At 66.7% G+C, this 24,800-nt stretch carries 23 protein-coding genes; 5 read left to right on the top strand and 18 right to left on the bottom strand.

Features of this window, described 5'->3' with window-relative positions; genetic code table 11:
• Nucleotides 1-7 precede the first annotated feature (7 nt).
• From BAY15_RS00945 to BAY15_RS00930, 4 genes are all read right to left on the bottom strand, one after another.
• Nucleotides 8-574 (bottom strand): ECF-type sigma factor, encoded by a 567-nt coding sequence (locus tag BAY15_RS00945; protein ID WP_068848134.1) that lies wholly within the window; start codon nucleotides 572-574, stop codon nucleotides 8-10.
• 65 nt (nucleotides 575-639) lie between these two features.
• Nucleotides 640-1,452, bottom strand: a complete 813-nt coding sequence (gene mutM, locus BAY15_RS00940; RefSeq protein WP_068848132.1) for a bifunctional DNA-formamidopyrimidine glycosylase/DNA-(apurinic or apyrimidinic site) lyase — start codon at nucleotides 1,450-1,452, stop codon at nucleotides 640-642.
• Nucleotides 1,453-1,479: 27 nt separating this feature from the next.
• Nucleotides 1,480-1,809, bottom strand: a complete 330-nt coding sequence (locus BAY15_RS00935) for an EF-hand domain-containing protein (protein WP_068848130.1) — start codon at nucleotides 1,807-1,809, stop codon at nucleotides 1,480-1,482.
• A 42-nt stretch (nucleotides 1,810-1,851) separates the two neighbouring features.
• Nucleotides 1,852-3,054: a DesA family fatty acid desaturase gene (locus BAY15_RS00930; RefSeq protein WP_068848128.1), complete on the bottom strand. Its 1,203-nt coding sequence runs from the start codon at nucleotides 3,052-3,054 to the stop codon at nucleotides 1,852-1,854.
• Nucleotides 3,055-3,203: 149 nt separating this feature from the next.
• On the opposite strand from BAY15_RS00930, the gene BAY15_RS00925 reads away from it, so the two are divergent.
• The gene (locus BAY15_RS00925) at nucleotides 3,204-4,034 is read left to right on the top strand and encodes an ABC transporter ATP-binding protein (RefSeq protein WP_068848126.1); all 831 of its coding nucleotides are present in this window, start codon (nucleotides 3,204-3,206) and stop codon (nucleotides 4,032-4,034) included.
• A gap of 34 nt (nucleotides 4,035-4,068) precedes the next feature.
• Here BAY15_RS00925 and BAY15_RS00920 read toward each other — a convergent pair whose 3' ends face one another.
• Together BAY15_RS00920 and BAY15_RS00915 are read right to left on the bottom strand one after the other, a co-directional pair.
• Nucleotides 4,069-5,277 (bottom strand): DUF4785 domain-containing protein, encoded by a 1,209-nt coding sequence (locus tag BAY15_RS00920; protein WP_068848124.1) that lies wholly within the window; start codon nucleotides 5,275-5,277, stop codon nucleotides 4,069-4,071.
• 10 nt (nucleotides 5,278-5,287) lie between these two features.
• The gene (locus tag BAY15_RS00915) at nucleotides 5,288-6,169 is read right to left on the bottom strand and encodes a hypothetical protein (protein ID WP_068848122.1); all 882 of its coding nucleotides are present in this window, start codon (nucleotides 6,167-6,169) and stop codon (nucleotides 5,288-5,290) included.
• 219 nt (nucleotides 6,170-6,388) lie between these two features.
• Here BAY15_RS00915 and BAY15_RS00910 point away from each other — a divergent pair, with 219 nt between their 5' ends.
• Complete coding sequence (locus BAY15_RS00910; protein ID WP_068848120.1) at nucleotides 6,389-7,234, top strand: acid phosphatase; 846 nt, start codon at nucleotides 6,389-6,391, stop codon at nucleotides 7,232-7,234.
• Between the two features lie 352 nt (nucleotides 7,235-7,586).
• Here the strand turns inward: BAY15_RS00910 and BAY15_RS00905 are convergent, their stop codons facing one another.
• Nucleotides 7,587-9,854 (bottom strand): TonB-dependent receptor, encoded by a 2,268-nt coding sequence (locus BAY15_RS00905; protein ID WP_068848118.1) that lies wholly within the window; start codon nucleotides 9,852-9,854, stop codon nucleotides 7,587-7,589.
• A gap of 322 nt (nucleotides 9,855-10,176) precedes the next feature.
• Here BAY15_RS00905 and BAY15_RS19680 point away from each other — a divergent pair, with 322 nt between their 5' ends.
• Both BAY15_RS19680 and BAY15_RS00900 read left to right on the top strand, forming a co-directional pair.
• Entirely contained in the window at nucleotides 10,177-10,839 is a 663-nt protein-coding gene (locus tag BAY15_RS19680) for a type II toxin-antitoxin system PemK/MazF family toxin (RefSeq protein WP_083214020.1), read from the top strand.
• Nucleotides 10,840-11,169: 330 nt separating this feature from the next.
• A complete protein-coding gene (locus tag BAY15_RS00900) occupies nucleotides 11,170-12,171 on the top strand; it encodes a patatin-like phospholipase family protein (protein WP_068848117.1) in 1,002 nt (333 codons plus the stop codon).
• A 130-nt stretch (nucleotides 12,172-12,301) separates the two neighbouring features.
• Here the strand turns inward: BAY15_RS00900 and BAY15_RS00895 are convergent, their stop codons facing one another.
• Nucleotides 12,302-12,784 carry an Lrp/AsnC family transcriptional regulator gene (locus BAY15_RS00895; RefSeq protein ID WP_068848115.1) on the bottom strand — a complete coding sequence of 161 codons (483 nt, stop codon included), beginning with the start codon at nucleotides 12,782-12,784 and terminating at the stop codon, nucleotides 12,302-12,304.
• Between the two features lie 127 nt (nucleotides 12,785-12,911).
• Between BAY15_RS00895 and phhA the strand changes: the two genes are divergently transcribed.
• Nucleotides 12,912-13,808 carry a phenylalanine 4-monooxygenase gene (phhA, locus tag BAY15_RS00890; RefSeq protein WP_068848113.1) on the top strand — a complete coding sequence of 299 codons (897 nt, stop codon included), beginning with the start codon at nucleotides 12,912-12,914 and terminating at the stop codon, nucleotides 13,806-13,808.
• A gap of 29 nt (nucleotides 13,809-13,837) precedes the next feature.
• Here phhA and BAY15_RS00885 read toward each other — a convergent pair whose 3' ends face one another.
• From BAY15_RS00885 to BAY15_RS00840, 10 genes are all read right to left on the bottom strand, one after another.
• On the bottom strand, nucleotides 13,838-15,040 hold the full coding sequence (locus BAY15_RS00885) for a Fic family protein (protein ID WP_068848111.1): 1,203 nt from the start codon (nucleotides 15,038-15,040) through the stop codon (nucleotides 13,838-13,840).
• Nucleotides 15,041-15,209: 169 nt separating this feature from the next.
• On the bottom strand, nucleotides 15,210-16,316 hold the full coding sequence (locus tag BAY15_RS00880) for a GDSL-type esterase/lipase family protein (RefSeq protein WP_068848109.1): 1,107 nt from the start codon (nucleotides 16,314-16,316) through the stop codon (nucleotides 15,210-15,212).
• 157 nt (nucleotides 16,317-16,473) lie between these two features.
• Nucleotides 16,474-17,229, bottom strand: a complete 756-nt coding sequence (gene kduD / locus BAY15_RS00875) for a 2-dehydro-3-deoxy-D-gluconate 5-dehydrogenase KduD (protein ID WP_068848106.1) — start codon at nucleotides 17,227-17,229, stop codon at nucleotides 16,474-16,476.
• A gap of 33 nt (nucleotides 17,230-17,262) precedes the next feature.
• A complete protein-coding gene (kduI, locus tag BAY15_RS00870) occupies nucleotides 17,263-18,111 on the bottom strand; it encodes a 5-dehydro-4-deoxy-D-glucuronate isomerase (protein WP_068848104.1) in 849 nt (282 codons plus the stop codon).
• A 219-nt stretch (nucleotides 18,112-18,330) separates the two neighbouring features.
• A complete protein-coding gene (locus BAY15_RS00865; protein ID WP_068848102.1) occupies nucleotides 18,331-19,389 on the bottom strand; it encodes a LacI family DNA-binding transcriptional regulator in 1,059 nt (352 codons plus the stop codon).
• Nucleotides 19,390-19,430: 41 nt separating this feature from the next.
• Nucleotides 19,431-21,008 carry a family 43 glycosylhydrolase gene (locus BAY15_RS00860; RefSeq protein ID WP_208856128.1) on the bottom strand — a complete coding sequence of 526 codons (1,578 nt, stop codon included), beginning with the start codon at nucleotides 21,006-21,008 and terminating at the stop codon, nucleotides 19,431-19,433.
• An 89-nt stretch (nucleotides 21,009-21,097) separates the two neighbouring features.
• Complete coding sequence (locus BAY15_RS00855) at nucleotides 21,098-22,381, bottom strand: TRAP transporter large permease (protein ID WP_068848098.1); 1,284 nt, start codon at nucleotides 22,379-22,381, stop codon at nucleotides 21,098-21,100.
• A 3-nt stretch (nucleotides 22,382-22,384) separates the two neighbouring features.
• Complete coding sequence (locus BAY15_RS00850) at nucleotides 22,385-22,918, bottom strand: TRAP transporter small permease (RefSeq protein ID WP_068848096.1); 534 nt, start codon at nucleotides 22,916-22,918, stop codon at nucleotides 22,385-22,387.
• An 11-nt stretch (nucleotides 22,919-22,929) separates the two neighbouring features.
• A complete protein-coding gene (locus BAY15_RS00845; protein WP_068848094.1) occupies nucleotides 22,930-23,937 on the bottom strand; it encodes a TRAP transporter substrate-binding protein in 1,008 nt (335 codons plus the stop codon).
• Nucleotides 23,938-23,974: 37 nt separating this feature from the next.
• Complete coding sequence (locus tag BAY15_RS00840) at nucleotides 23,975-24,796, bottom strand: 2-keto-4-pentenoate hydratase (RefSeq protein ID WP_068848092.1); 822 nt, start codon at nucleotides 24,794-24,796, stop codon at nucleotides 23,975-23,977.
• Nucleotides 24,797-24,800 lie beyond the last annotated feature (4 nt).

The following is a 24,800-nucleotide window of genomic DNA, read 5'->3' as shown; positions in this document are numbered from 1 at the left end:
GCCGTGCTCAGTCCTCGCGGACCGACGCCAGCAGGAACATCCGTGCCTTCTGCCAATCGCGCCGGATGCTGCGCTCCGAGCGCTGGCACAGATCGGCGATTTCCTGTTCCGACAACCCCGCGAAGTAGCGCAGTTCCACCACCTTGGCCAGGTGCCCGTCCACCGCCTGCAACCGCGCCAGCGCCACATCCAGCGCCAGCAGGTCTTCATCCAGGCGCACGCCGCTGCTGCTGTTTTCCGGAATTTCCGCCACGCGCTTGAGATCGCCACCGCGCTTGCGTGCCAGCCGGTTGCGCGCGTAATCCACGACCACGCTGCGCATGGCCGAGGCGGCATAGGCGAAGAAGTGCGCGCGGTCTTCAAAGCGCGCCGCGCCGCGCGCGCCCAGCAGCTTCAGGTAGGACTCGTGGACCAGCGAGGTGGCATCCAGGGTGCGCCCCTGCTGCCCGGCCAGCTGGCGCCGGGCCATGCTGTGCAGTTCCTGGTAGAGCAGGGTGAGCACCCGGTCCAGCGAGGCACGGTCGCCCGACCGGGCCGAATCCAGCCATACGGTGATATCCGGGCTTTCGTCCATCGCACACCCCCGCCGGTGACGTTTGGCCGACTATAGCGCCGCTTCCTGCAGATGCGTAGGACAGTTCAGCGCTGGCAGTGGCCGCACCAGACGCTGGCGCGCTGGCCAATGGTGGCGTGGCGCAGGGCGCGCCCGCACTGCCGGCAGGGTTCGCCTTCACGGCCGTAGACCAGCAGTTCCTGCTCGAAATAGCCCGGGGCGCCGTCGGGGTTGATGAAATCGCGCAGGGTGGTGCCGCCACGGGTGATGGCATAGGCCAGGATCTGCTTCACCGCCGTGGCCAGGCGCTGGTAGCGCTCACGCGAGATCTTCCCGGCTTCACGCAGCGGATTGATCCCGGCCATGAACAGGCTCTCAGCGGCGTAGATGTTGCCCACCCCGACCACGATGGCCTGGTCCATCAGGAAGGTCTTCACCGAGGCACTGCGGCCGCGGCTGCGCTGGAACAGGTAGTCGCCGTCGAAGGCGTCGTCCAGCGGCTCCGGGCCCAGCCCGGCCAGCAGCGGGTGGGTGTCCCCGGCCGGCTGCCACAGCAGGCTGCCGAACCGGCGCGGGTCGTTGAAACGCAGCAGGCGGCCGTTGTCCAGGCTGATATCGACGTGATCGTGCGCGCGGACCGGGGTGTCCCCCGCTAATACACGCAGGCTGCCGGACATGCCCAGGTGCAGCACCGCGCTGCCGATGGCGGTATCAAGCAGCAGATACTTGGCGCGGCGGCGCACGCCTTCAATCGCCTGGCCGGGCAGCAGCGCGCTGATCTCGTCGGGAATCGGCCAACGCAGGTCCGGCCGGCGCAGGATCACGCCGTGCACGCGGCGGCCTTCCAGGTGCGGGGCCAGGCCTCGGCGGGTGGTTTCTACTTCGGGAAGTTCAGGCATGGGGGAATGGCAGGCGGGTGCGCGGTGTCATCGGGGTGGGGCGGCGAGTTCTTTCGCGCTCAGGAAGCCGTCACCGTTGGCGTCCTGCTTGTGGAAGCGTTCGATGATCGTCTGCCGTTGCTGCTCGCGGGTGATCGGCCTGCCTTTGCCGCCGGGCAGTTCATCGGCGCTGAGCACGCCGTCGGCGTTGCGGTCCATGCGGTCGAAGGCGTACATCATCCATTGCACATACTCCTCGACGCTGACCTTGCCGTCGCCATCGGCATCCATGCGCTGCAGGTAACTGCCGGTGTCGGTGACCTGGGCCTGCGCGGCGGCGGCGAGCAGCAACAGGGACGCGCAGGAAAAACGCCGCACAAGGCGGCGCTTTCCGGTGGTGCGAGGGGCAGGCCGCACCGGTCAGTGCGCCGTCAGCGCGTAGCCTTTCAGGCGCGCGGCGTAGTTCTGCAGCGCGGCGATGCCACTGGCCTCGGCTTCATGGCACCAGGCCTGGAGCAGCTTCAGGCGTTCGGCGGCATCGTTGCCACGGGCTTCCAGCAGGGCGGCCAGGCGCGCGCGGTGTTCAACCAGCACGCGGATGCGCGGGCGCTGTTCGACCCAGCTGCTGAGTTCGGCGCGGCAATCGGGCTTGAGCCAGCGGCCGTCGTTGACCAGGCCCCGGCGCATGCGGCGCGGCAGCAGCTTGCGCAGCTTGGCACCGGCAAACGCGGCTTCTTCGCGCAGGGCCGGCACGAACACATTGCGCTGGTAATCGGTCATGGCCTGGAAGCGGTGCGAGAGCAGGGCCTTCAGGGTTTCGGCATCGGGCACGGCGATGTTCGGGCGCACGTCCATGCTGGGCGCCACGCGCAGCACCTTGGCCAGGCCCACGGCCTGCAGGCCACGGATCGCCGCCCAGCCGATATCGAACTCCCAGCGGCGCATCGAGAAGCGGGCCGAGCTGGGGAAGGCATGGTGGTTGTTGTGCAGCTCTTCGCCGCCGATCCAGAACGCCCACGGGGTGAGGTTGGTGGAGGTATCGGCCGACTCGAAGTTGCGGTAGCCCCACCAGTGGCCCAGGCCGTTGACCACGCCGGCGGCCCAGAACGGAATCCACGCCATCTGGATCGCCCACAGGGCCACGCCGGGCAGGCCGAACAGCAGCAGGTTCACCGCCAGCAGGGCTACCGGGCCCAGGTTGGCGTGCGGGGTGTACAGGTGGCGCTCGATCCAGTCTTCCGGGGCGCCGCGGCCGTACTGTTCGATGTCCGCGCGCATGCCACGGGCTTCGCGGTACAGCTCCACGCCGCGCCAGAACACCGTGCCAATGCCCTTGGTCACCGGGCTGTGCGGGTCTTCGTCGGTTTCCACCTTGGCGTGGTGCTTGCGGTGGATGGCTACCCACTCCTTGGTGATCATGGAGGTGGTGAGCCAGGTCCAGAAGCGGAAGAAGTGCGCGATGACCGGGTGGAAATCGACGCCGCGGTGCGCCTGGCTGCGATGCAGGTAGAGCGTGACGGCAAAGATGGTGAGCTGGGTGAACACCAGCAGCACCAGGCCCATGCCCCACCAGCCGAGGCCGACGACACCGCCGGTCAGGAAGTTGATGAGGGTATCGAGCATCGCAGGACTCCGGGCCGTGATGGCCAGCAGGGAAACGGTGACAGGTGGATCCATCATGGGGCCAGACGTTGCAAACTTCATCCGTCTGATGCGATTTTTGCGCAGTCATTCAGTTGTTTTCCCCCTTCGTGAGCATTGCCCCCGCATTCATGACCGTTGCCACCCCACCGCCGGCCATCGCCGCCGCCGCCCCCCTGATCGAACTTGACCGCGCCTGTGTGATCCGGGGGCAGGTCCGCGTGCTGCATGACCTGAGCCTGCGCATCGCCCAGGGCCAGCACACCGCGCTGCTCGGCCCCAATGGCTGCGGCAAATCCTCCTTCATCAAGCTCATCACCCGTGAGCTGTACCCGCTGGCGCACGCGGACGGCACCGTCGCCGTGCGCGTGCTCGGGCAGAACCGCTGGCAGGTGGACCGGCTGCGCTCGCAGCTGGGCATCGTCACCGGTGACCTGAGCAGCAACCTGGCCGACATGCCCGGGCTGACCGTGGAAGAAGCGGTGCTGTCGGGGTTCTTTGCCAGCTTCGTGGTGCCCGCCTTCCGCGAGGTCACCGACGACATGCGCGCGCGGGTGCGCGAGACGCTGGCACTGACCGGGGCGTTGCCATTGCTGCACCGGGGCTATGCCGAATTGTCCGCCGGTGAAACCCGGCGCGTGCTGATCGCCCGTGCGCTGGTGAACCGGCCGCAGGCGCTGCTGCTGGACGAGCCGTCCACCGGGCTGGACCTGGTGGCGCGCCAGCATCTGATCGCCACCATGCGCACGCTGGCCGCGCAGGGCATCACCCTGGTGCTGGTGACCCACCACATCGAAGAAGTGATTCCGGAAATCGAACGCGTGGTGCTGCTGCGCGGCGGCCGGATCGCCGCCGATGGCACACGGGCGGAATTGCTGCGCGATGGGCCGCTGTCGGAGGTATTCGGCGGGCCGATCCAGGTCATCGAGCACGAGGGCCGCTTGACCGCCTTCGCGGGGTGACAGCCGGGGGCGGCGTTGCCGCCCCCGGCCTCCATCAGAACCGCACCGCTACTGCGCGGCTTTCGATCGGGGCCATCCGGCCCTGGTCCTGCAACTGCAGGTCACGCAGTTCGAAGGGGGCGCCGTAGCCACCCGGTAATGCCACCGTGTCGAACGCCAGCAGCAGTTCGCCGGCACCGGCCGCATCGAACCACGCCGCGCTATGCGCCTGCGCCACCGGGTGCAACCTGCCGTCGGGCCCGGTGGCATGCAGCGTGCCGCGTGCCTCGTAACGGCCCGGCGCGCCGATCTGCAGCGGCAGCCGCACCTGGCGCCGGGCGGGATCCACCTCGACCTGGCCGCTGAAGCGCGCCGTCGGCCGGGCCACGGCGAACGCCACCTTGGCGTCACGCTGCACGCCCTGCGCGGTCACGAAGGCCTGCAGCTCCCACAGCCCCTGTGCCTGCCCCACATCCTCGGGAATGGTCACCTGGGCGCGCAGGCCATCCTTGCCGGCCACCAGCGGCACCGGCCAGCTGCGCCCGTCCGGTGCCACCAGCAGTGCTTCGCCGCCCGCTGGCAGCGTGCGCGCTGCCGAGCGCCCCGCCGCCCGCGCCGCGTTGCCACCGTCGTGCTGCAGGCGTGCGTTCAACAGCACGCTGCCACCGGCCAGCACCTGCTGGCGGTCGGCCTGCAGGGTCAGCGCGATCGGGCTGTTGGGCTCCAGCACCTGCACCACGTAGCGGCCCTGGGCCTGCGCGGCCTGCAGGCGGTAGGTGCCCACCGCCGTGCTGGCGCCGGTCCGCGCCATCGCGCTGCCCTCGCCCACGCCCATGCCTGCAGCGCGCAGCTGCTGGGCATCGACCACTTTATCCAGCGCTACCGCACCGGAGGGATCGCGCACCTGCAGTTGCTCCACCTCCAGCGCGCGGGCACCCTGCACCGGGCTGACCTGGATCACCGCATCCGGCGCGGTGAGCGGCAGCTCCAGGCCGCGCTGCAGCGTGGCCGCATCCACGGTGTCCCAGTAGCTGCGGCTCAATGCAACGAACGGGGCCGGCGCGCTGAGCGCCCGGGTCGGGTCCAGCGCCCAGGCAAAGCGCACGGGGGCGCGTTCCACCGTGGCATCGGGCATCGGCGCGCGTTCCACGCGTGGGGCCACCTGGTCGGTGCCGCGCGCGGCCTGCAGCGGTTGGGCGGCGTGCAGCGGCAGCGCGGACAGCGCCGAGGCGACGGCCATGGCAAGCATCAATCGTGACGTCATGGCGTGCTCCTCAGAGGGTCAGGTCGTTGCGCAGGATCGCGCCCAGGCCGAAGCATTCGCGCCGGCTCTGGTTGTGGCTGAGCGGTTCGGCGCCGTTGGTGCGCGCCTTGTCGGTGAACAGCACGCTGCCGGCCGCCTTCTGGCTGCTGCATTCCAGGAAGCCATCGGAACAGCTGTCGAGCCAGTTCTGGGTGAGCTCCAGCCCCACGTTCTGCGCATAGCCACCGCAGTAGCTGTTGCTGTCCCACACCGCCGATTCCACATCCGAACCCACCACCGCGCGGAACGGCTTGGGCAGCGCCGGGCGACCGGAAGTGCCGTACAGGTTCTGCGCGTTGTAGGTGGCCATCCAGCCCACCTGCTGCATGCGCACCGCATCGTTCTGGTAACCCAGCAGCCAGCCGACCGACGCTTCGAAGGCGTTGCCGTTGAGCACCGCGTCGGCCAGCGGCGTGCCGGCCGACGAGGGCGCCAGCGCAGTGACCTTGCTGATGGTCAGGATAAGCTTCGGATAGCGGCTGTCGTAGGTGGGGTTGGACAGGATCCAGCGCACCACGTTGCCGCCGTTGGAATGGGTGATCACCACCAGCCTGGTGATGCCACGGGTGTTGATGAAGGTGGTGAGCTGCCCGGCCAGGCAACCGGCCGCTTCAGGCTTCCACATGTACTGCTCGAAATCGCAGTTGACCACGGTGTAATTGGCGCTGTTGGGCAGGCCCTGGCGTACCGTGTCGATGATGCCCGGCTGCCAGTAATCGGCGCGCGCATCGGTCTGCTTGCCGGTGCCGTGCACGAACGCCACGCCCACCACGTCGGCGGCATGCGCGCTGGCGCAGGCCAGCATCATTCCCAGGGCCAGGCCCGCGCCCTTCCCCACTGCAGTGCTTTGCATCCTGTGACTCCCTTTCCCGGTGATCCCCCTGATTGCCGACAGAAGCTATTCCGCCTGCGAATCGGTTTCCGTGAACCAGTAGAGGATTCCTATCATTTGAAACGACTCCCAACGCGGCCCTTCACTGCGCCATGCCGGGTCTGGCGGCATGACCAGTGGCCGCTGGCAGGGGCCTGGGAAGCTGCGATCATGCGCGCTTCACGCTTTTGAGACCTGCCGATGCACGCTGCCGCTTCCGCCCCGTTCCTGCGCCCCCTTCTGGCCACCGCCCTGATTGCGGCCCTGGCCGGCTGTACCACGGTGGCCGCGCCGGCCACGCCGGTGGAGGCCTCGGTGGTGACCAAGGCGGTGGGTTACCTGGCGGCCGACGCGGTACCGGACAGCCTGGCGCTGGTGCCGGCCCCGCCGGCGGCGGGCTCGGCCGGGTTCGCGCTGGACGAGCAGGTCAGCCGGGAGGCGCGCGCCCTGCGCGAGACCCCGCGTTTCGCGCAGGCCCACCGCGATGCCGAACTGAGCTTCCCCGAGGGCGCGAACCAGTTCGCCTGCGCGATCGGGCTGGACGTGGATGCGCAGAAGACCCCCGCGCTGTACCGCCTGCTCGAGCGCAGCCGCATCGATGCCAGCGCCGCCACCCGCGCCGCCAAGCACCACTACCAGCGCGCGCGCCCGTTCATGGTCAATGGCGAACCGACCTGCACGCCGGAGGATGAAGAAGGCCTGCGCAAAAATGGCTCCTACCCGTCCGGCCACACCTCCATCGGCTGGGCGTGGGCGCTGATCCTGTCGGAAGTCGTCCCCGAGCGCGCCGACGCCATCCAGGCCCGCGGCCGCAACTACGGTGAAAGCCGCCTGGTGTGCAACGTGCACTGGCAGAGCGACATTCTCGAAGGGCGCTTCATGGGCGCGGCGGCGGTGGCGAGGCTGCACGACAACGCCGAGTTCAACCGCGACCTGCTGGCCGCCCGAAAGGAAATCGCCGCAGCCCGAAAGGCAGGCGCAACCGTCAGCCGCGATTGCGCGGCCGAGGAAACGGTACTGAAGGTGCGACCCGCCAGCGCGCTGTGACGGTGGGTCGCCCGATGGTGACGCATCCGGATCTGATCGCGTTCGCCAGCAATTCGCGACGTATCCTGATCCACGGACGTTCGCCAGCAATTCGTAGCGCCGACTGTTAGTCGGCGACCGCGCGCAGCGCGGCGCAAGCATCCGAAGTCGAATGACTGCCATTGTGGAAGCGACACCGACGTTTACGCCCGGCCGAAGCCACCCGTCCGGCGCTCATGACCTCGGAAGGGAGAGCTGCCGACTAACAGTCGGCACTACCGTCGGCGTCACCGTCGGCGTTACCGGTTTGTGATCGACAAAAAACGGCGCGGATTGCTCCGCGCCGTCTCCCTCTACATGCTGCGCACCCCGATCAGAACTTCGCGGTGAACTCCACACCAAACGTACGCGGCTCGTTGAGGAAGCCGGTCAGGTTGTTGAAGTCGATCGCACCCACCACGCGGGTCTGGTTGGTCAGGTTGCGACCAAACACGGCCACGTCGTACTGGCCGTAATCCCAGTTGTAGCCCAGGCGCAGGCCGCCTTCCAGCGACGAGCGGCTGCGGAACTCCGGCGACTCGTACAGGAAGAAGTTCACCGGGCTGCGGTAGGCCCAGTCGGTGTAGACGTAAAGCTCGCTGGCATCGTTGATCGGGAAGCCGGCGCGCAGCGTCAGGTTGTGGATCCACTTCGGCGCCTGCGGCAACGGGTTGCCGTTGACCAGCGCGTAGGTGCCACCATTGATCACGGTGGTCGGGTCGGTGATGGTGCAGCCGCCGCCGCAGATCGCCACCGCCAGGTCGCGGTCCTTGATCTCGGTGTCGTTGTAGCTGCTGCCCAGGGTCAGCAGCACGTGGTCGGTCAGGTAGGCTTCGAAGTCCAGCTCCGCGCCCTGGCCGATGGTCTTGTCGGCATTGAGCAGGGTGGCGGTGTTGTTGCTGCCGCCCACCGCGATCAGCTGCTGGCCATCGACGTTGTAGCGGAAGATGTTGAAGCCCAGGCGCGCGCGGCGGTCGAACAGGTCGGCCTTGACGCCCACTTCATACGAAATCACCTTCTCCGAGTCGGCCTGCGAGACGCCACCGAAGGCCAGGCGGCCCTGGATGGACGGCGCGCGGAAGCCCTTGGCCACGCGGGCGTAGGTGTTGACGTTGTCGGTGATCTGATAGACACCGCTCAGGTCCCAGCTGACATCGTCGACATCGGTGTTGGCGATGTACGGACCGCTCACCGGCGTGCCGCCCGGCACCGCCTGCAGCACGCTGGCGGTGAAGTCCTTCTTGTCCTGCGTGTAGCGCACGCCGCCGCGCAGCTTGAACTTGTCGGTCACGTCGAAATCGCCGGACGCGAACGCTGCCCACGCCTTGTTGCGCTGGCTCTGCACGGCATGGCCGGTCTGCGGGTTGCCCGGGGTCAGCGAATCGTAGTTGAAGCTGTCGATGGTGACGTCTTCATCGAAGTAGAACACGCCCGCCTGCCAGTCGAAGCGGCCCCACTCGTTGGATTCCACGCGGAATTCCTGGGTCCACTGGCGGTGGTGCGGCAGGCCGTCGGCCGATTCGGACGGGAAGGGAATGAAGCCCGGGCCGTAGTTGCCCGCGCCGAGGAAGCTGGCGCCGTAGCCGCCGTCGATGTCGCCATGGTTGAGCGATTCGGCGGTTTCATAACCGGTGATCGAGTGCAGCGTCACGCTGCCCAGGTTCCACTGCAGGCGCGCGCTGCCGCCCCAGGTCTCCAGCTCGGAGAAGTTCTCGCCGTCGTTGGAGACCTTGTCGCGGTCGAAGTTTTCCACCAGCGCATTGCTGCCCGGCTGGATGATGTTGGCGCGGAACAGGCGCGCGGTGCCGTTGAGCTTGCGCTTGTGCAGGTTGAACAGCGCTTCGAATTCGTCGCCTTCGTACAGGAACTGCACGCGGCCGGCGGCTTCGTCGTAGCCTTCAAAGCCTTCGGCCGGTGCGTTCGGGCGGGTGTTGTCCACGTAGTTGTCGCGGCGCTGGTACAGCCCCGACACGCGCGCGGACCAGCGGTCGGTCAGCGGGCCACCGTAGGCGGCCTGGGTGTTCCAGGTGTCATAGGTGCCGTAGGAGACTTTGACGTAACCATCGGCATCCTGCGACGGGCGGGCCGAATCGAACTTCACGACGCCGGCCGGCGTGTTGCGCCCGAACAGCGTGCCCTGCGGGCCGCGCAGTACTTCCACGCCGGCCAGGTCGAACAGCGGGAAGCCCTTCAGCAGCGGGCTTTCCTGCACCACATCGTCATACACCAGCGACACCGGCTGCGAGGCATTGAGATCGAAATCGGTGTTGCCCAGGCCGCGGATGTAGAAGCGCGGGAAGGCACGACCATAGGACGATTCAATGTTCAGGCTCGGCACGCGGGCCGACAGGAAGCGGATGTCGTCGCCGGCCGAACCGAGCACGTCGAGCTTTTCACCCTGGATGGCCGAGATCGAGACCGGCACGTCCTTGGCGTTTTCGACGCGGCGCTGGGCCGTGACCTGCAGGGTGTCGAGTGCTACCGGATCCTTGGTGGCGGGGGCGTCCTGGGCTGCGGCCGTCAATGGCAGCAGGGCGGCAAGCGCGACAACGAGGGGATGCACGGACGGAGTACGACCGTGGGCAGTGCGGTTCGGGAACATGGCGATTAGGCTGTGTTGGGAAGGGTGGTGGACCGGCGCTACCAGACAATTGTTGCAGTACAACAACAGCGTCGCAAATGCGGACCACTGATTATCAGGATCCGGTCCCGGAAATGTGAAACGGGAACGGCTGGATGAACGCCTTCAGGGAACGGCACCGGCTCCGAATCGCTACTGCCCGAAGCCCAGAACGGTGGTTAGACGCTGCGTAGCCAGTCACGACAACGAGTTCCGCGCAGAATGACGCAGTGGATCTGGCCATAGCGCCTGGAAAGGCTTCTGCCTTCAGGCGGGTTCGTGTGGATGCCTTCCTGGCGCGACGATGGTCACACCCGAATGGTGGATCAGTACCCGTCTTCGATCGCGGCTGGTGCTACAAACCGGGCGATCCAGAAAGGGTTCTGCAATGAATTCCCGAATCAAGCGCGGCGAGATTTACGAATGTCTTTTCGGCAGATACCGCCCACTCCTGGACCCGGACGGAGCGCCAGTCATGGCTGGGACCAATGGCCGAACCGAGTACACCAGAACCGAGTTCCAAGGCCCTATTCCCTACGAGATCCAGAAGCCCCGTCCCGTTGTAATCCTTGGAGACCACAAGGGCCAGTATCTGGTCGTCCCCATCAGCACCACGCAGGACTGCCACAGCAATCCCCGGAAAGCGGGCGAGGCCAGAGGACTGCATGTCCGTCTGGAGCGTTCCCAACTGCCCGACCTTGTCAGGTACCGGAACGCACCGACCTGCTGGGCCAAGTCCAACATGGTCCAGACGGTCGACCGGAACCGCCTGAGGCCACTGAATCGACGCGGTTCGCCACCCCCAAGGGTGTCTGATGACTGCCTCGCGTCCATCCAGCGTGCAGTGATCAGGGCCATCGGCTGCCAAGGCCTCCTCGACGCCGTGCGCGATTTGTCGCAAATGGATCGAGAACCCCAGCACTCCCCCAGGCCTCCAGAAGCCCCTGAATCCGAGGCAACCCGTTGATTCCACGGCCTTCTTGACAGCTCGATGGCTTCGTTTCAGCTTGCACCCGTCGACCCTGGTCCATAAACTGGTGGCGTTGGCCGAAAGGCACACGCAGTACATTTGGCCGAAAGGCACCGAGAGGCCCGCGCAAGCGGGCCTCTTTTTTGCTGGCGCCGTTACCCAGTACGTACTACCGAGCAGCCACGCGCCACGCATCACCCGCGCGGCCAGCGCGCGCCATGGTCGGCCCGACGCCCCGCTAAACGCCCCCCGCCCCAACCATCTCGAAGGCCGGCCAACGGCCGGCGCTACCGCTATGCTATTGCCCATTCACTTTCCGCAGACGCCATGACCGCCTTCCGCCGCACCTGCCTGACGCTGTCTGTTGCCCTGCTCGGCCTGCTGGCTGGCTGCGGCGGCGAAAATGCCCGCCCCACCCCGGTTACCCCGGTGGCGGTGCCTGCCGCACCGGCCAAGCCAGTGAAGATCGGCATCGCGCTGGGCGGCGGTGCGGCCAAGGGCTTCGCGCATATTGGCGTGATCAAGATGCTGGAAGCCAATGGCTTTGAGCCGGTCGTGGTGTCCGGCACCAGCGCCGGCAGCGTGGTCGGCGCGCTGTATGCCAGCGGCATGGACGCGTTCCAGATGCAGTCCAAGGCCGTGGCCCTGGATGAGGCCAGCATCCGCGACGTGCGCCTGTTCTCCGGCGGCCTGGTGCAGGGCCAGAAGCTGCAGGATTACGTCAACGCGCAGGTGAACAACAAGCCGGCCGAAAAGCTGAAGAAGCCCTTCGCGGCCGTGGCTACCAACCTGGATACCGGCGATCGCGCGGTGTTCGTGCGTGGCAACGTCGGCCAAGCGGTGCGTGCCTCAAGCAGCATCCCGGGTGTGTTCGAACCGGTGAAGATCGGCAGCAACCTGTTCGTCGACGGCGGCGTGGTCAGCCCGGTGCCGGTGGATGCCGCGCGCCAACTGGGCGCGGACTTCGTCATCGCGGTGGATATCTCCAGCAAGGCCAGCGGCAAATCGCCGACCGGCATGCTGGGCATCGTCAACCAGTCCATCTCGATCATGGGCCAGCGCCTGGGCGAGCAGGAACTGGCGCGTGCCGACATCATCATCCGCCCCAAGGTGCTGGACATCGGCGCGGCCGATTTCAGCCAGCGCGGTTACGCGATCCTGGAGGGCGAGAAGGCCGCGATGGCGGCAATGCCGCAGATCCGCGCGAAGATCCAGCAGCTGCAGAAGGCGCGTGCGGCGGCAGCGGCGCCGCCCCCGCCCAAGCCGAAATGCGACGAACCCTCGCGCGTGGGCAAGCTGATGGGCCGCAAGGAAAAGTGCGAGGGGTAAACCGCGTCATCTCTGGACGCCGCCCGCGGTAGAGCCGACTGTTAGTCGGCTGCTCTCGGCGCAGGCGTTGAAGTCGCCGCAAAGGGCAGCCGACTAACAGTCGGCTCTACCGTTGGGATGACGAATTGCGTCATTCCAGCTGCGACAACGGCAACGCCCTGAAATCCTTCACCGTGCGCAGCACGAAACTGGAGTTCACATCGGCCACGCCCGCTGCATTGAGCAGCTTGTCCAGCAGGAAGCTGGAAAAGTGCTCCAGGTCGCGCACGTAGATGTGCAGCAGGTAATCCATGTCGCCGGTCAGCGCATGGCAGGCCACCACTTCATCCCAGTCCACCACGCTGTCAGCGAACACGCCGATGGCGTGCTGGTCGTGCTTTTCCAGCTGTACGCGCACGAAGGCCTGCAGCCCCAGCCCGATCCGGCGCGGTTCCAGTCGCGCGCCGTAGCCGGCGATCACCCCTTCGCTCTCCAGCCGCTGGACCCGCCGCAGGCACGCCGACGGAGAAAGGTTCACCCGCGCCGCCAGTTCGGCGTTGGTGGCGCGGCCATGTTGCTGGATCTCCGCCAGAAGACGCAGATCCGTGCGGTCGAACTGGGCATCTCCGGACATTGCTGCTCCGCAACATTGATTGGACGCAACGATATTGCGCCAGGTCGGCAGATCCGCGCAACTTTGCAATCCTCTTGCGCGCGCCCTGCCCTAGCATCAAGGGGTCACTTCCCAGGAGCCCACCTCGATGGAAACCGCCACTGCCCCCCGCCGCGTCGAACACCAGCAGACCGACAAGGGCTACGTGCCGGTGTACACCACCGCCGTGGTGGAACAGCCGTGGGAAAGCTACACCGCCGACGACCACGCCACCTGGAGCACCCTGTACCAGCGCCAGCGTGAGCTGCTGGTGGGCCGGGCCAGCAAGGAGTTCCTGCAGGCGCAGGACGAGATGGGCATGAACGCGCACATGATTCCGCGCTTCGACCAGCTCAACGAAGTGCTGGGCGCCGCCACCGGCTGGACCCTGGTTGGCGTGGAAGGCCTGCTGCCGGAACTGGATTTCTTCGACCACCTGGCCAACCGCCGCTTCCCGGTCACCTGGTGGATCCGCCGCCCGGACCAGATCGACTACATCGCCGAACCGGACATGTTCCACGACCTGTTCGGGCACGTGCCGTTGCTGATGAACCCGGTGTTCGCCGATTACATGGCCGCCTACGGCCGCGGCGGCGTCAAGGCGCACGCGATCGGCCCCGAAGCACTGCAGCACCTCACCCGCCTGTACTGGTACACGGTGGAGTTCGGCCTGATCAACACGCCCGAAGGGCTGCGCATCTACGGCGCGGGCATCGTCTCGTCCAAGGGCGAATCGCTGTACTCGCTGGAATCGGCTGCGCCGAACCGGATCGGGTTCGACCTGGAGCGCATCATGCGCACCCGCTACCGCATCGATACCTTCCAGAAGACCTACTTCGTCATCGACAGCTACGAGCAGCTGATGGAAGCGACTGCGCCGGACTTCACCCCGATCTACGCCGCGCTGGAAACGCAGGAGCACCTGCCGGCCGGTGATGTGCAGGACGGCGACCGCGTGTTCCAGAAGGGCACTGGCGAAGGCTGGGCGGAAGGCGGCGACGTGTGATCGTAGCGCCGGGCGCTGCCCGGCTGCGTTCACCGCGGTCGCTGGGCCACGCGCACCGGTAGCTGGTTGAGTCGCTTGAGGACGGCGTGGGCGTGGTAAGTCCTGCCCCACTTCTTCTCATTGCCCTTCGACAGGATTCCGGCTTCCTCGAGCGCATAGATCCCGGTAAGCGCTGACCGGTCAGACACCTCCAGCAACGAAGCAACCTGTGATGCCGTGACCACCGGATGGCCCACCAGCAGCGCCGGAAGTCGACGCGCGACAGAGTCGCCGCGATAGCGGCTGACCTTAACCGACCACTCCGCCACGAGGCGCTGCATGTCCTCGGCGATGGCGATCGCATCGTTCGCTGACTCCACCACGGCCCGGGAGACCATGTCCATCCACGGTACCCAGTTGCCTTTGATCTGCACCTGGTTGAGCGCGTCGTAGTAGGTGTCCTTGCTTCGGAGCAATGCGCCGGACAGGTACAGCGGTGGATACCCTTCTGCCGCCAGTATCAGCGGCATCAGCAGCCGACCGGTGCGTCCATTGCCATCCTTGTACGGATGGATGGTTTCGAACTGGGCGTGCGCGATGGCGAGCTGCGCAAGGATGTTCAGTTCGAACTGTTCGTCTTCCGCCGCCTGGTACTGCAGCATCTGACGTTCCAGTTCCTGCATCGCCTCGCCGATCCGATCCGGCGGCGAAGGAACGAAGCGCGCGTCTTCAGGGCGTCCTCCCAACGGTCCGATGACCGCCTGTTCCTGCCTGTAGCGGCCCTTCGGGAAGTCCTCCGGCGTGTCCTGCATAAGAACCGAGTGCAGGTGGTTGACGAGTGCAAGGTCGATGGCGGATCTACCCCGCACTCTGACCGCTTCCAATCCGTCCTGCAGCGCCTGCACGTAGCGCTCGGTGACAACGACGTCGGCGGGCAGGCCGTCGAGGCCAAGGGTGGCTTCGTACACCAGCAACTGGTCCAGATCGGTCTGTGTCCCTTCGATCTGGGAACTCTGCACGGCTTCGCGTCGGGCCAGGGTGCGGGTGACCAGATCTGGGGTCGGCCACTGCCGCATGGCTTGTTCCAGCCGGGCCAGGCCTGCGTTGGCGTCGGCGAACAACTGTCGGTTGCCTGACTGGCCTGGGGGCAGCCTGCGCGGCGTGGGCGGAGCGGTCATGGCCACCAGATTCGGGCGGCCTTCCACCGGCACCAGGTAGTGGCGGAGCGGCACCGCTATGTCTTCCCGTCGCACGGAATCCTCCGAAGGCCTAAACTTCAAATGCACTTTAGCCTTTTGAAGTTTAACGCGCCATCCTTCAAAAGCATTGGATACTTTTGAAGTTTAGTCGTTTAACCTTCAAAAGCTCCAGGCGCTTTTGAAGGTTAGCGTCTGTAGAGCCGGGCCCTGCCCGGCTGCGCCTTCACCGCGGGTACGCCAGCAGCACCACCAGATCCTGCTCACCCCGCTGCTGCAGCGCGTGCAGGCTGCCCACCCGGGTAAGCAGCGCGTCGCCGGCCGCCACGTCGTACTGTTTGCCATCCAGTACGTAGCTGCCCTGCCCGCTCACGATGTAATAGATCTCGTCCTTGTGCTGCGGGTGCAGGCCGATGCCGGCGCCCTTGTGCAGCACGCGCTTGCGCAGCACGAACGGCAGGTCCTTGTCGTCGGCGAAGAACGGATACGCCGTGGTCGGGCCGGCGCCGCCATGCGGGCCCGGCTGCGAAATGCCGATATCGCGCTCGTGGACCACCCGCGAGGGCTTGGCTGGGTCGCTGCCCTGCCCTGCGGGTTGGCTTACGTCGCAGTCGATGTCGCGCTTCAAGGCCGGCTTCAGCGTTGGCTGCAACGCCACCCAGTCACGCAGCACCAGGCAGGCCACCGCGGTGGCACCGGCGGTGCTGAAATGGGTGCCGTCGGCCTTGTTCTGTTCGGGTACGAACATGAAGTATGGCTTGGCGCCCTGCTCGCCCAGCGCGCGGATCCAGCGCGTGGAGCTGGCGTTGAGGTCGATCAGCGCCACCTGTTCGCGCGCGGCCAGCTGCTTCACCGCCTGGGTGTACAGCCCGTGCGTGTCCAGCAGCGAACCGAAGTCGTACAGCAACCGCGCCACCGGAGTGATCAACACCGGCGTGGCGCGCTTGTCGCGGGCCAGCTGCACGTAGCGCATCAGGTACTGCGGGTAGGCGGTGTCCGGGTCGTCGTAACGGGTGGGGTCTTCGAATTTTGCGTCGTTGTGGCCGAACTGGATCAGCAGCACATCGCCGGGCTGGATCTCGGCCGCGATCGCGTCAAGACGTTTTTCCTCGATGAAGCTGCGCGCGCTGCGGCCCGCCTTGGCGTGGTTGCGGACCTGCCAGACGGCGGGGTCCAGATAACTTGGCAGGGCCTGGCCCCAGCCCATCAGCGGCGCGCGCTCGGGGCCGTAGTCGGCAGCGGTGGAGTCGCCGGCAATGAAAACACGGTGCGGCGCCGCGTGTGTGGTGACCGCCGCGAACAACAAAAGTATCGGGAGCAGGAAGCGGTGCATGTTCGGGCTCCAGGAGGGCCGGCCAACGGCCGGCGCTACCGTCAGGACGTTTGGCGGGGGTACCGACCAACGGTCGGTACCTACCGGTCTTGCGCCGCGGGTTCGCGGCCGACGATCTGATCCCGGTAGGTATCGACCGTTGGTCGATACCCATGCATCACCGAGCCAGCCAACCACCGTCAACGGGAATTACCGAACCGTTGACGTAATCCGACGCGCTGGACGCCAGGAACACCGCCGTACCGGCGAGGTCTTCCGGGGTACCCCAACGCCCGGCCGGAATGCGGTCGAGGATGGACTTGTTGCGGTCCTGGTCGGCGCGCAGCGCGGCGGTGTTGTCGGTGGCCATGTAGCCCGGGGCGATCGCGTTGACGTTGATGCCCTTGTTGGCCCACTCATTGGCCAGCAGGCGGGTGATGCCGGCGATGCCGCTCTTGCTGGCGGTGTACGACGGCACCCGGATTCCGCCCTGGAAGGAAAGCATCGAGGCGATGTTGATGATCTTGCCGTGGCCCTGCGCGATGAAATGGCGGCCGGCGGCCTGCGAGATGAAGAACGCGGACTTGATGTTGACGTTCATCACGTCGTCCCAGTCCTGCTCGCTGAAGTCCACCGCATCGGCGCGGCGGATCAGGCCGGCGTTGTTGACCAGGATATCCAGGCCACCCAACCCTTCGATGGTTTCGCGGATCACCCGCTCCACCGGCTCGATGCTGATCAGGTTTGCTTCCACTGCCAGGCAGCGGCGGCCAAGCGCGGTGATCTTTGCGATGGTGTCGGTGGGCGGCGCGATGCCGGCCACGGCCACATCGGCGCCGGCCTGGGCCAGCGCCACGGCGATGCCCTGCCCCAGGCCGGTGTTGCCACCGGTAACGAGGGCGACCTTGCCTTCCAGACTGAACGGATTAGCCATTGCAGTTACGGTCCTTATCCAATGCGGTGTGGGTTACTTGAGCTGGCAGATGTCCAGCACGTGCATGTCGGTGTAATCCAGGTTCTCGCCGCCCATCGCCCAGATGAAGGCGTAGTTGCTGGTGCCGGCACCCATGTGGATCGACCACGGCGGGGACACCACCGCTTCGTTGTTCTGGATCACGATGTGGCGCTGCGCGTCCGGCTCGCCCATGAAGTGGTACACACGGTCGTTCTGGCCCAGGTCGAAGTAGAAATAGACCTCGCTGCGGCGGTCGTGCAGGTGCGGCGGCATGGTGTTCCAGACGCTGCCCGGCTTCAGCACGGTCAGGCCCAGCAGCAGCTGCGAGGACTGGCAGGTGGCCGGCACGATGTACTGGTAGATGGTGCGCTCGTTGCTGGTTTCCAGCGCGCCGCGCTCCAGCGCAACCGCATCCTTGATGGACAGCTGCTTGGTCTCGAAGCGCGCATGCGCCGGGGTCGAGGCCAGGTAGAACTGCGCGGGGTTGGCCGCGTCGTCGGAGGCGAATACCACCTCTTCGCTGCCCATGGCCACGTACAGGCCGTCCTTCGGGCCCAGCGTGTACACGGTGCCGTCGACGGTGACGGTGCCGCTGCCGGCGCCGACGTTGATGATGCCCAGCTCGCGGCGCTCCAGGAACGCGTGGCCGGCGGCGGAGGCCGGTTCGGTCTGCTTCGGCAGCGACACCGGGCCCTTCACCGGGGCCGCACCGCCGAGCACGAAGCGCTCGTAGTGGGTGTACTTCAGGGTCACTGCGTCGGCATTGAACAGGCCGTCGAGCAGGTACAGCTCGCGCAGGTCGTCGTTGCTGGCGCCCTTGATGGCGTCGGGATGGGTGGCGTAGTGGGTCTTGCAGTACATGGCGTCTCCAGAGCAGGGGTGGGCCGACGGGGCGGCCCCGGCGCGATTTCCCCCATTCTAGCCAAGGAGGAAACCGGTGTCATTTTGCATTGCGGGATCGGTGGGAAGTCACGACCAACGGTCGTGACCTACCGCGTGGAATCATCTCGTAGGGCTTTCGGACAGGTGGGCTGCCTTGCCGGTAGGTCACGACCGTTGGTCGTGACACGCACCGTTCCGTCAGTCCTCCGGCGGTTGGCACGAATCGCGCACGATCAGGTGCGGGCGCACGCTGGCGATCTGCAGCGCGGCCTGGCCGTCGGGCTGGACCAGCATCGCGGCGGCGGTGCGGCCGGTGTCGCGGGTGTGGCGGCGCACCGAGGTCAGCGACGGCCACAGGCGCGAGGCCAGCGGGCTGTCGTCGTAGCCGATGATGGACAGCTGGCGCGGAATGTTGATGCCCGCGCGCAGCGCCACCTTGTAGATACCGGCGGCCATTTCATCGTTACCGGTGAAGATCGCGGTTGGGCGCTGCTTGCCCAGCAGCAGCTTTTCGGCAGCGGCCACACCGGATTCGAAGGTATAGCCGGCTTCCACGATGCGCCCGGGCGGCAGTTCGATACCGCGCTGGGCGAGGGCATCGATGAAGCCGGCGGTGCGCTCGTGCGCCGATCGGTAGGCGCTGGGGCCGGTGACCAGCGCGATGTCGCGGTGGCCCAGCGACAGCAGGTAATCTGCCGCTTCGGCGGCGCCGTCGCGGTCGTGGGTCACCACCATCTGCGAGGTGTCATCCAGCGGCAGCGCAGCGATGCGGGTGAAGCGGCAGCCGATCTCATCGAGCATGTCCACCAGCGCCTGGTCTTCCGAGGCACGCGGCACCAGGATGACACCGTGCAGCTTCTGCTGCTGCACGAAGCGGCGCACGCCTTCGATGTAGCCGGGGCTGCGCGAATCGCACGGGTGCACCACCAGTTCGAAGCTGGACCCACGCAGCGCGTCCAGCGCGCCGTACTGCATGTCCACGATGTACTGCGCGGTGGGGTTGTCGTAGACCATGCCGATCAGGAACGAGCGGCGGAAGGCCAGCCCGCGCGCCAGCGGGTCGGGCGTGTAGCCCACCTCGCGCATCAGCGTTTCCACCTTCTCACGGGTGTCCTTGCGCACCAGTGGCGAGTTGTTGATGATCCGCGAAACCGTTTTCTTGGATACACCCGACAGCCGCGCGATGTCATTGATCGTGGCGGCCTTGCCCTTGGTCAACCCGTGCGGTGGCGGGTCGGTCTTGCTGCGCAGTGACATGTGTTCAAACCATGAGAGGTCGAAGGAGTCTACCGGCGCCCTCAATCAAGGGCGCGGTAGCGGAACTGGCGGAAGGTCACCTTGCCGTCGCCGGCAGCGTACAGGGCCGGCTTCAGGGCGAGGAACTTCCCGGCCACATTGTGATGGTAGCCGGAGACTTCCATCTGAACCGGGTACTTCTGCCAGGTTTTGCCGTCGGTGCTGGAATGGATGGTCACGATGTGGCGGTTGTTGGTCACCCGCAGCCACAGCTTGCCGCCTTTGGCACTGGGGGCCAGCCGGGTGGGGCGCTCCTCGCCGTAGCGGTGCATGATGAACTTCTCGCCGTTGCTGCCCACGCCCACGTACAGCCGGTCGCTGTAGAAGAGCAGGGCACCGCCCACCGCGCCGGGCGCGATGTCCATTTCGACCTCGAACTGGTACGCCTGGTCGCCGGCAATGGCGGTCAGCGGCGAGCTGTCCTTCGGGGTGTCGCCCTTGCCCTGCAACGTCAGGCCGTTGGCGCTGAAGCCGAGGCGTTTGTACTCGTCCTGGGCCGGGTTGAAGAACGACCACTGCGCGCCCAGGGTCTTGCCGGTGAAGTCGTCCGACAGCGCCATGCCGTGCGGGCCGACCGACTCGCCCGAAGGCTTGGCCAGCGGCTGGCCGAGATCGCCGCCCTTGGCCACGAACCAGCCATCGTCGGTCCACTCGATCGGCTCCAGCAGTGCCTGGCGGCCCAGGGTCCAGTAGCCGTTCTCGTAGCCGTGGTAGATCATCCACCAGCGCCCGTCGGTGCCTTCCACCACGGTGGCATGGCCACGCGACCACCACGGCTCACTGGCGGATTTCGTGCGGGTGATCGGGTTGTTCGGCGCGTTCACCCACGGCCCGTGGATCGAGCGCGAGCGCGCGGTGATCACCATGTGCCCGGTCGGCGGGCCGGCGGTGCCGCCCACGGCGGTGGTCATGTAGTACCAGCCGTTGCGAAAATTGATCTTCGGACCTTCCTGCGCGTAGGCCTCCACGTCCCAGCTTTCCGGGTACTTCCAGCCGTCGTAGACGTGTTTCGGCTTGCCCACCACGCTCAGGCCATCGTCGGCCAGCTGCACGTAGGCGCCGCCGCTGAGGAACAGGTAGCGCTTGCCGTCTTCGCCCACCGCGTGGCCCGGGTCGATGTAGCCGCCCAGGCCGATGTCGATCGGCTCGCTCCACGGCCCGCGGATGTTGTCCGACCACACCACGAAGTTGCTGCGGGTTTCGCCGGTACGTGCCGGGAAGTAGATGAAGTAGCGGCCGTCGTGCTTGACGATGTCCGGTGCCCAGATCGCGCCGACATTCTTCGTGATCGCGTGGCCCAGCGGCTGCCAGTTCACCAGGTCGCGCGAATGCCAGATCGGCAGGCCCGGGTAGGCGTCGAAGGAAGACAGGGTGAGGTAGTAGTCGTCGCCATCCTTGAGCACCGAAGGATCGGGGCGGTCGCCGGCGAACACCGGGTTGAGGAAGGTGCCGTTGCCCAGGTCGGCCTGGCGCTGGTTCTCGATGCCACGCTTCCACGACGTGGCCGGCACATCGGCGGCATGCAGGGCGCCGGCGAGCAGCAGGCCGGCGGTGGCCAGCCCGGCCAGCAGGGTCTTCATACGCATGGGGTGTCTCCCTGGTTCGGTGCAGGACCCGCCCGTGCGGGGCGGGTCCACGTCAGCGATGGCGGCAGTGGGCCGCCGTGCGGTCAGGCGCGCAGCAGCGCAGGCAGCCACAGCGACAGCTGCGGGAAGAACGTCACGATCAGCAGCACGCCCACCGCCGCGAACCAGAACGGCCAGATCGAACGCATGCTTTCGCCCACGCTGATCTTGCCGATCGCCGTGCCGATGAACAGCACCGAGCCCACCGGCGGGGTCACCAGGCCCAGGCCGCCGGTCAGCACCAGCACCAGGCCGAAGTGGATCGGGTCGATCCCGTAGGCCTTGGCCACCGGCAGGAAGATCGGCGTGCAGATCAGGATCATCGGTGCCAGGTCCATGAAGGTGCCCAGCAGCAGCAACATCACCACGATCATCAGCAGCACCATGAACTGGCTGTGCGCGAACGACTGCAGGAAGTCCACCGCCGCCGCCGGCACCTGCAGGAACGCCAGCAGCCAGCCGAACACGGCAGCGGTGGCGATCACGAACAGGATTACGCCGGTACTGCGCGCCGCATGGGTCACCGTGCCCAGGAACTCGCGCCAGTTGAGCTGGCGGTACAGCACCGTGGTCACCAGCAACGCGTAGACCACGGCAATGGCCGCGCTTTCCACCGCAGTGAAGATGCCGGCGCGGATACCGATGAAGATCAACGCCACCAGGCCCAGGCCGGGCAGGGCGGAGACCATGCGCAGCAACACCGCGCGCCAGCCCGGGAACACTTCCACCCCGTAGCCACGACGGCGTGCCACCACGTAGCCGGTGACCATCAGTGCCACGGTCATCAACAGCGCCGGCACGATGCCCGCCGCGAACAGGTCGGCGATGGACAGACCACCACCGGCGGCGGCCGAGAACAGGATCAGGTTATGCGAGGGCGGCACCAGCAGCGCCACCAGCGCGGCGGTGATGCTCACGTTCACCGCGAAATCGCGGTCGTAACCCCGCTTGACCATCTGCGGAATCATCGTGCCGCCGACCGCAGACACGTCCGCGATGGCCGAACCGGAGACACCGCCGAAGAACAGCGAGGACAGGATCGACACCTGCCCCAGGCCACCGCGCATGCGCCCGACCAGCGACGAGGCCAGCGCGATCAGTCGTTCGGAGATGCCGCCGCGCATCATGATTTCGCCGGCGAAGATGAACAGTGGAATGGCGATCAGCGAGGCCGAACCGGTACCGGCCGAAATCTGCTGCACCAGCACCAGCGTTGGCAGGTCCAGGTACCACAGGGTGGCAAGCGCCGCCGCGGCCAGCGCGTAGGCCACCGGCACGCCGAGCAGCAGCAGCACCGCAAATACAGTGAAAAGAATCGTAATACCCATGACTCAGCGGTCTCCCTCTGCTTCAGCGACGGCCGGTTGCACGGCCTGCACCATCTGGTTCACGGCGAACACCGCCATCAGCGCACCGCCAATGCACAGCGGCAGGTAGTTGATGCTCTGCGGCAGGTTGGCGCCGGCGGTCTTGATGTCCAGCCCATCCAGCAGCAGCACGGCTGCCCACCAGGCGATCACCACGCCAAGCAGTGCCACCACGAACGAGGCGAACACGTCCACGGCACGACGCAGGCCGGGACCCATGTGCGCGGCCAGCAGGAAGAAGCCGAAGTGGCGTCGGGTGTGCACACCGGTGGCCGCGCCCAGGCTCATGGCGGTGGCCAGCAGCAGCAGGGTCACCGGCTCGGTCCAGCTGGGCGAATCGTTGATCACATAGCGGGCGAACACCTGCCAGCCCTGCACCACCACCAGCCCGAGCAGGGCAAGTACGGCGATGTAGATGGTGATGTCGGCAACGCGGTCGAGTGCGCGCTGCGGCAGCGTGCGCAGGTCTACGGCGGTTTCGGAAGTCGGGTCGGACATCGCGGCAGGCCTCAGGCGAAGTCGCGGATGCGACGGGTGAGGGCAGCCAGCTCCGGCTGCTGCAGGTACTGCTGCAGCAACGGGTCGGCGGCCTTGCGGAAGGCCGGCATGTCGACCTCGTTGAACTGGATGCCGAAGTCGGCCACCGCCTGGCGGGCGGTGCTTTCCGAGGCGTCCCACTGCTGGCGCATCACCCCTACCGATTCGCGCGCGGTCTGCAGCAGCAGCTGGCGGTCTTCCGGGCTGAGCGATTCAAAGCTGCGGCGCGACATCAGCAGCACGTCCGGCGCATACGAATGGTCGCTCTGCGACCAGTAGCGCGCGGCCTCGAAGTGGCGGCTGGAGTGGAAGCTGCGCATGTTGTTTTCCGCACCGTCGATCATGTGCGTTTCCATGCCCGAGAAGGTGTCGCCCAGCGACATCGGGGTCGGGTTGGCGCCCAGCAGGCGCATCAGCTGGATGAAGATGTCCGAGGAGGCCACGCGCAGCTTCAGGCCGTGCAGGTCTTTCGGTTCCACGATCGGATGCTTGGTGTTGTAGAAGCAGCGCGCGCCGGAATCGTAGATCGCCAGCCCCACCAGGTCGCGGCTTTCAAAGCCGCGCAGCACGGTATCGGCCACGCCGCCGTCGAGCGCGCGGCGCATGTGCGCCACCGAATCGAACACGTAGGGCAGGCACAGCGCCTGGGTGAGCGGGAAGGCGTTGTTGAGCGCGCCGGAATACACGCGGGTGATGTCGATGACCCCGAAACGGGCCATGTCGATCGCTTCCGATTCGCGGCCGAGCTGGCCCGAATGGTACTGGCGCAGCCGCAGGCGGCCGGCGGTCTTCGCTTCCAGCTGCTGGCCGATCCACTTCACCGCGGTCACGGTGGGGTAGTCGGCCACATGCACATCGGTTGCGGTCAGCAGGCGCGCGCCATCGGGCGCGTCAGCGGTGGAACGTGAACACCCGGCCGACAACAGGGGCACGCTGAGCGCGCCCACGCTGGTGGCAAGGAAACTTCTGCGAGTAATCATCTGCGCCCTCCCAAGCGTACTCGCCATGGCCGCCCGGTTACCCGGCGGCGATGGCCCTGCAGGTAATGTCGCCGTAACCGGCGAAACGGATCAGTGCCTGTTGGCCTACGGCGATGTCATGGATACCGGTGGCATTGCCACTGGCGATCAGATCGCCGGCCTTCAGCGGGCGCCCACGCTGGGCCGAACGGGCCAGCGCGAAGGCATACGCGGTGCGCAGCCCACCCGGCAGCAGGGTGGCGCCACCGGTGCCTACCACTTCGCCTTCGATGCGGGTTTCGGCGCGCAGGTCGGCATCGTCCAGCGAGGTCCAGTCCGCAATCTCCGGGCCCAGCACCAGGCCGTTGTTGTTGCCGAAGTCCGACACCACTACGCGCGGGCCCAGCTTGTTGATCGTGGCGAGCGGGCTGCTGGCCACTTCCACGCCGATGAACAGCTTGGCGGGCAGGGCTTCCGCCTCTTCGGCGGTCCAGTGCAGCTTGTCGGCCGGGGCGTCCTGCTGCAGCTGGATCACGTACTCGGCTTCCACCGCGCCGAAGCCGCCGACGAACACCGGAATGTCCACTGTTCCACCGGTAGCATTCCAGAGCCGCTGAGAGAAGATCGGGCCCAGCAGGCGGTCGTCGCCGGAGCCATCGCGGCGCTCGGCGGCAATGTAGCCGACCTTCCAGCCCACTACCTCGTCGTCCCAGAGCGCGATGGCCTGGTCCTGCACCTGGTAGGCGGTGACCAGGTCTTCCGGGATGGTTCCGGGGAAATCCGGCAGTGAACGGCCCTGCTGGCGGGCCGTGACGAACGCGTGGGCGATGTCGCCCAACCCTTGTTCTGGCAGGTCCTGTTTGCCTTGATCGTTGCTCAAGCGG

Origin of the sequence: Stenotrophomonas rhizophila, from assembly GCF_001704155.1 — a bacterium.
In the GTDB taxonomy this organism is placed as follows: domain Bacteria; phylum Pseudomonadota; class Gammaproteobacteria; order Xanthomonadales; family Xanthomonadaceae; genus Stenotrophomonas; species Stenotrophomonas rhizophila_A.
The sequence above is the reverse complement of the archived record's forward strand: the minus strand, read 5'-3'. Positions and strand labels throughout refer to the sequence as shown.

Excerpts from the sequence above, each read along its gene's own strand:
- mutM (WP_068848132.1), bottom strand. The coding sequence starts at position 1,452 with ATGCCTGAACTTCCCGAAGTAGAAACCACCCGCCGAGGCCTGGCCCCG.
- BAY15_RS19680 (WP_083214020.1), top strand. The coding sequence starts at position 10,177 with ATGGTCACACCCGAATGGTGGATCAGTACCCGTCTTCGATCGCGGCTG.
- BAY15_RS00945 (WP_068848134.1), bottom strand. The coding sequence starts at position 574 with ATGGACGAAAGCCCGGATATCACCGTATGGCTGGATTCGGCCCGGTCG.
- BAY15_RS00895 (WP_068848115.1), bottom strand. The coding sequence starts at position 12,784 with ATGTCCGGAGATGCCCAGTTCGACCGCACGGATCTGCGTCTTCTGGCG.
- BAY15_RS00865 (WP_068848102.1), bottom strand. The coding sequence starts at position 19,389 with ATGTCACTGCGCAGCAAGACCGACCCGCCACCGCACGGGTTGACCAAG.
- BAY15_RS00930 (WP_068848128.1), bottom strand. The coding sequence starts at position 3,054 with ATGCTCGATACCCTCATCAACTTCCTGACCGGCGGTGTCGTCGGCCTC.
- BAY15_RS00880 (WP_068848109.1), bottom strand. The coding sequence starts at position 16,316 with ATGCACCGCTTCCTGCTCCCGATACTTTTGTTGTTCGCGGCGGTCACC.
- kduD (WP_068848106.1), bottom strand. The coding sequence starts at position 17,229 with ATGGCTAATCCGTTCAGTCTGGAAGGCAAGGTCGCCCTCGTTACCGGT.
- BAY15_RS00860 (WP_208856128.1), bottom strand. The coding sequence starts at position 21,008 with ATGAAGACCCTGCTGGCCGGGCTGGCCACCGCCGGCCTGCTGCTCGCC.
- BAY15_RS00925 (WP_068848126.1), top strand. The coding sequence starts at position 3,204 with ATGACCGTTGCCACCCCACCGCCGGCCATCGCCGCCGCCGCCCCCCTG.
- BAY15_RS00855 (WP_068848098.1), bottom strand. The coding sequence starts at position 22,381 with ATGGGTATTACGATTCTTTTCACTGTATTTGCGGTGCTGCTGCTGCTC.
- BAY15_RS00845 (WP_068848094.1), bottom strand. The coding sequence starts at position 23,937 with ATGATTACTCGCAGAAGTTTCCTTGCCACCAGCGTGGGCGCGCTCAGC.
- kduI (WP_068848104.1), bottom strand. The coding sequence starts at position 18,111 with ATGTACTGCAAGACCCACTACGCCACCCATCCCGACGCCATCAAGGGC.
- phhA (WP_068848113.1), top strand. The coding sequence starts at position 12,912 with ATGGAAACCGCCACTGCCCCCCGCCGCGTCGAACACCAGCAGACCGAC.
- BAY15_RS00850 (WP_068848096.1), bottom strand. The coding sequence starts at position 22,918 with ATGTCCGACCCGACTTCCGAAACCGCCGTAGACCTGCGCACGCTGCCG.
- BAY15_RS00920 (WP_068848124.1), bottom strand. The coding sequence starts at position 5,277 with ATGACGTCACGATTGATGCTTGCCATGGCCGTCGCCTCGGCGCTGTCC.
- BAY15_RS00900 (WP_068848117.1), top strand. The coding sequence starts at position 11,170 with ATGACCGCCTTCCGCCGCACCTGCCTGACGCTGTCTGTTGCCCTGCTC.
- BAY15_RS00910 (WP_068848120.1), top strand. The coding sequence starts at position 6,389 with ATGCACGCTGCCGCTTCCGCCCCGTTCCTGCGCCCCCTTCTGGCCACC.
- BAY15_RS00915 (WP_068848122.1), bottom strand. The coding sequence starts at position 6,169 with ATGCAAAGCACTGCAGTGGGGAAGGGCGCGGGCCTGGCCCTGGGAATG.
- BAY15_RS00905 (WP_068848118.1), bottom strand. The coding sequence starts at position 9,854 with ATGTTCCCGAACCGCACTGCCCACGGTCGTACTCCGTCCGTGCATCCC.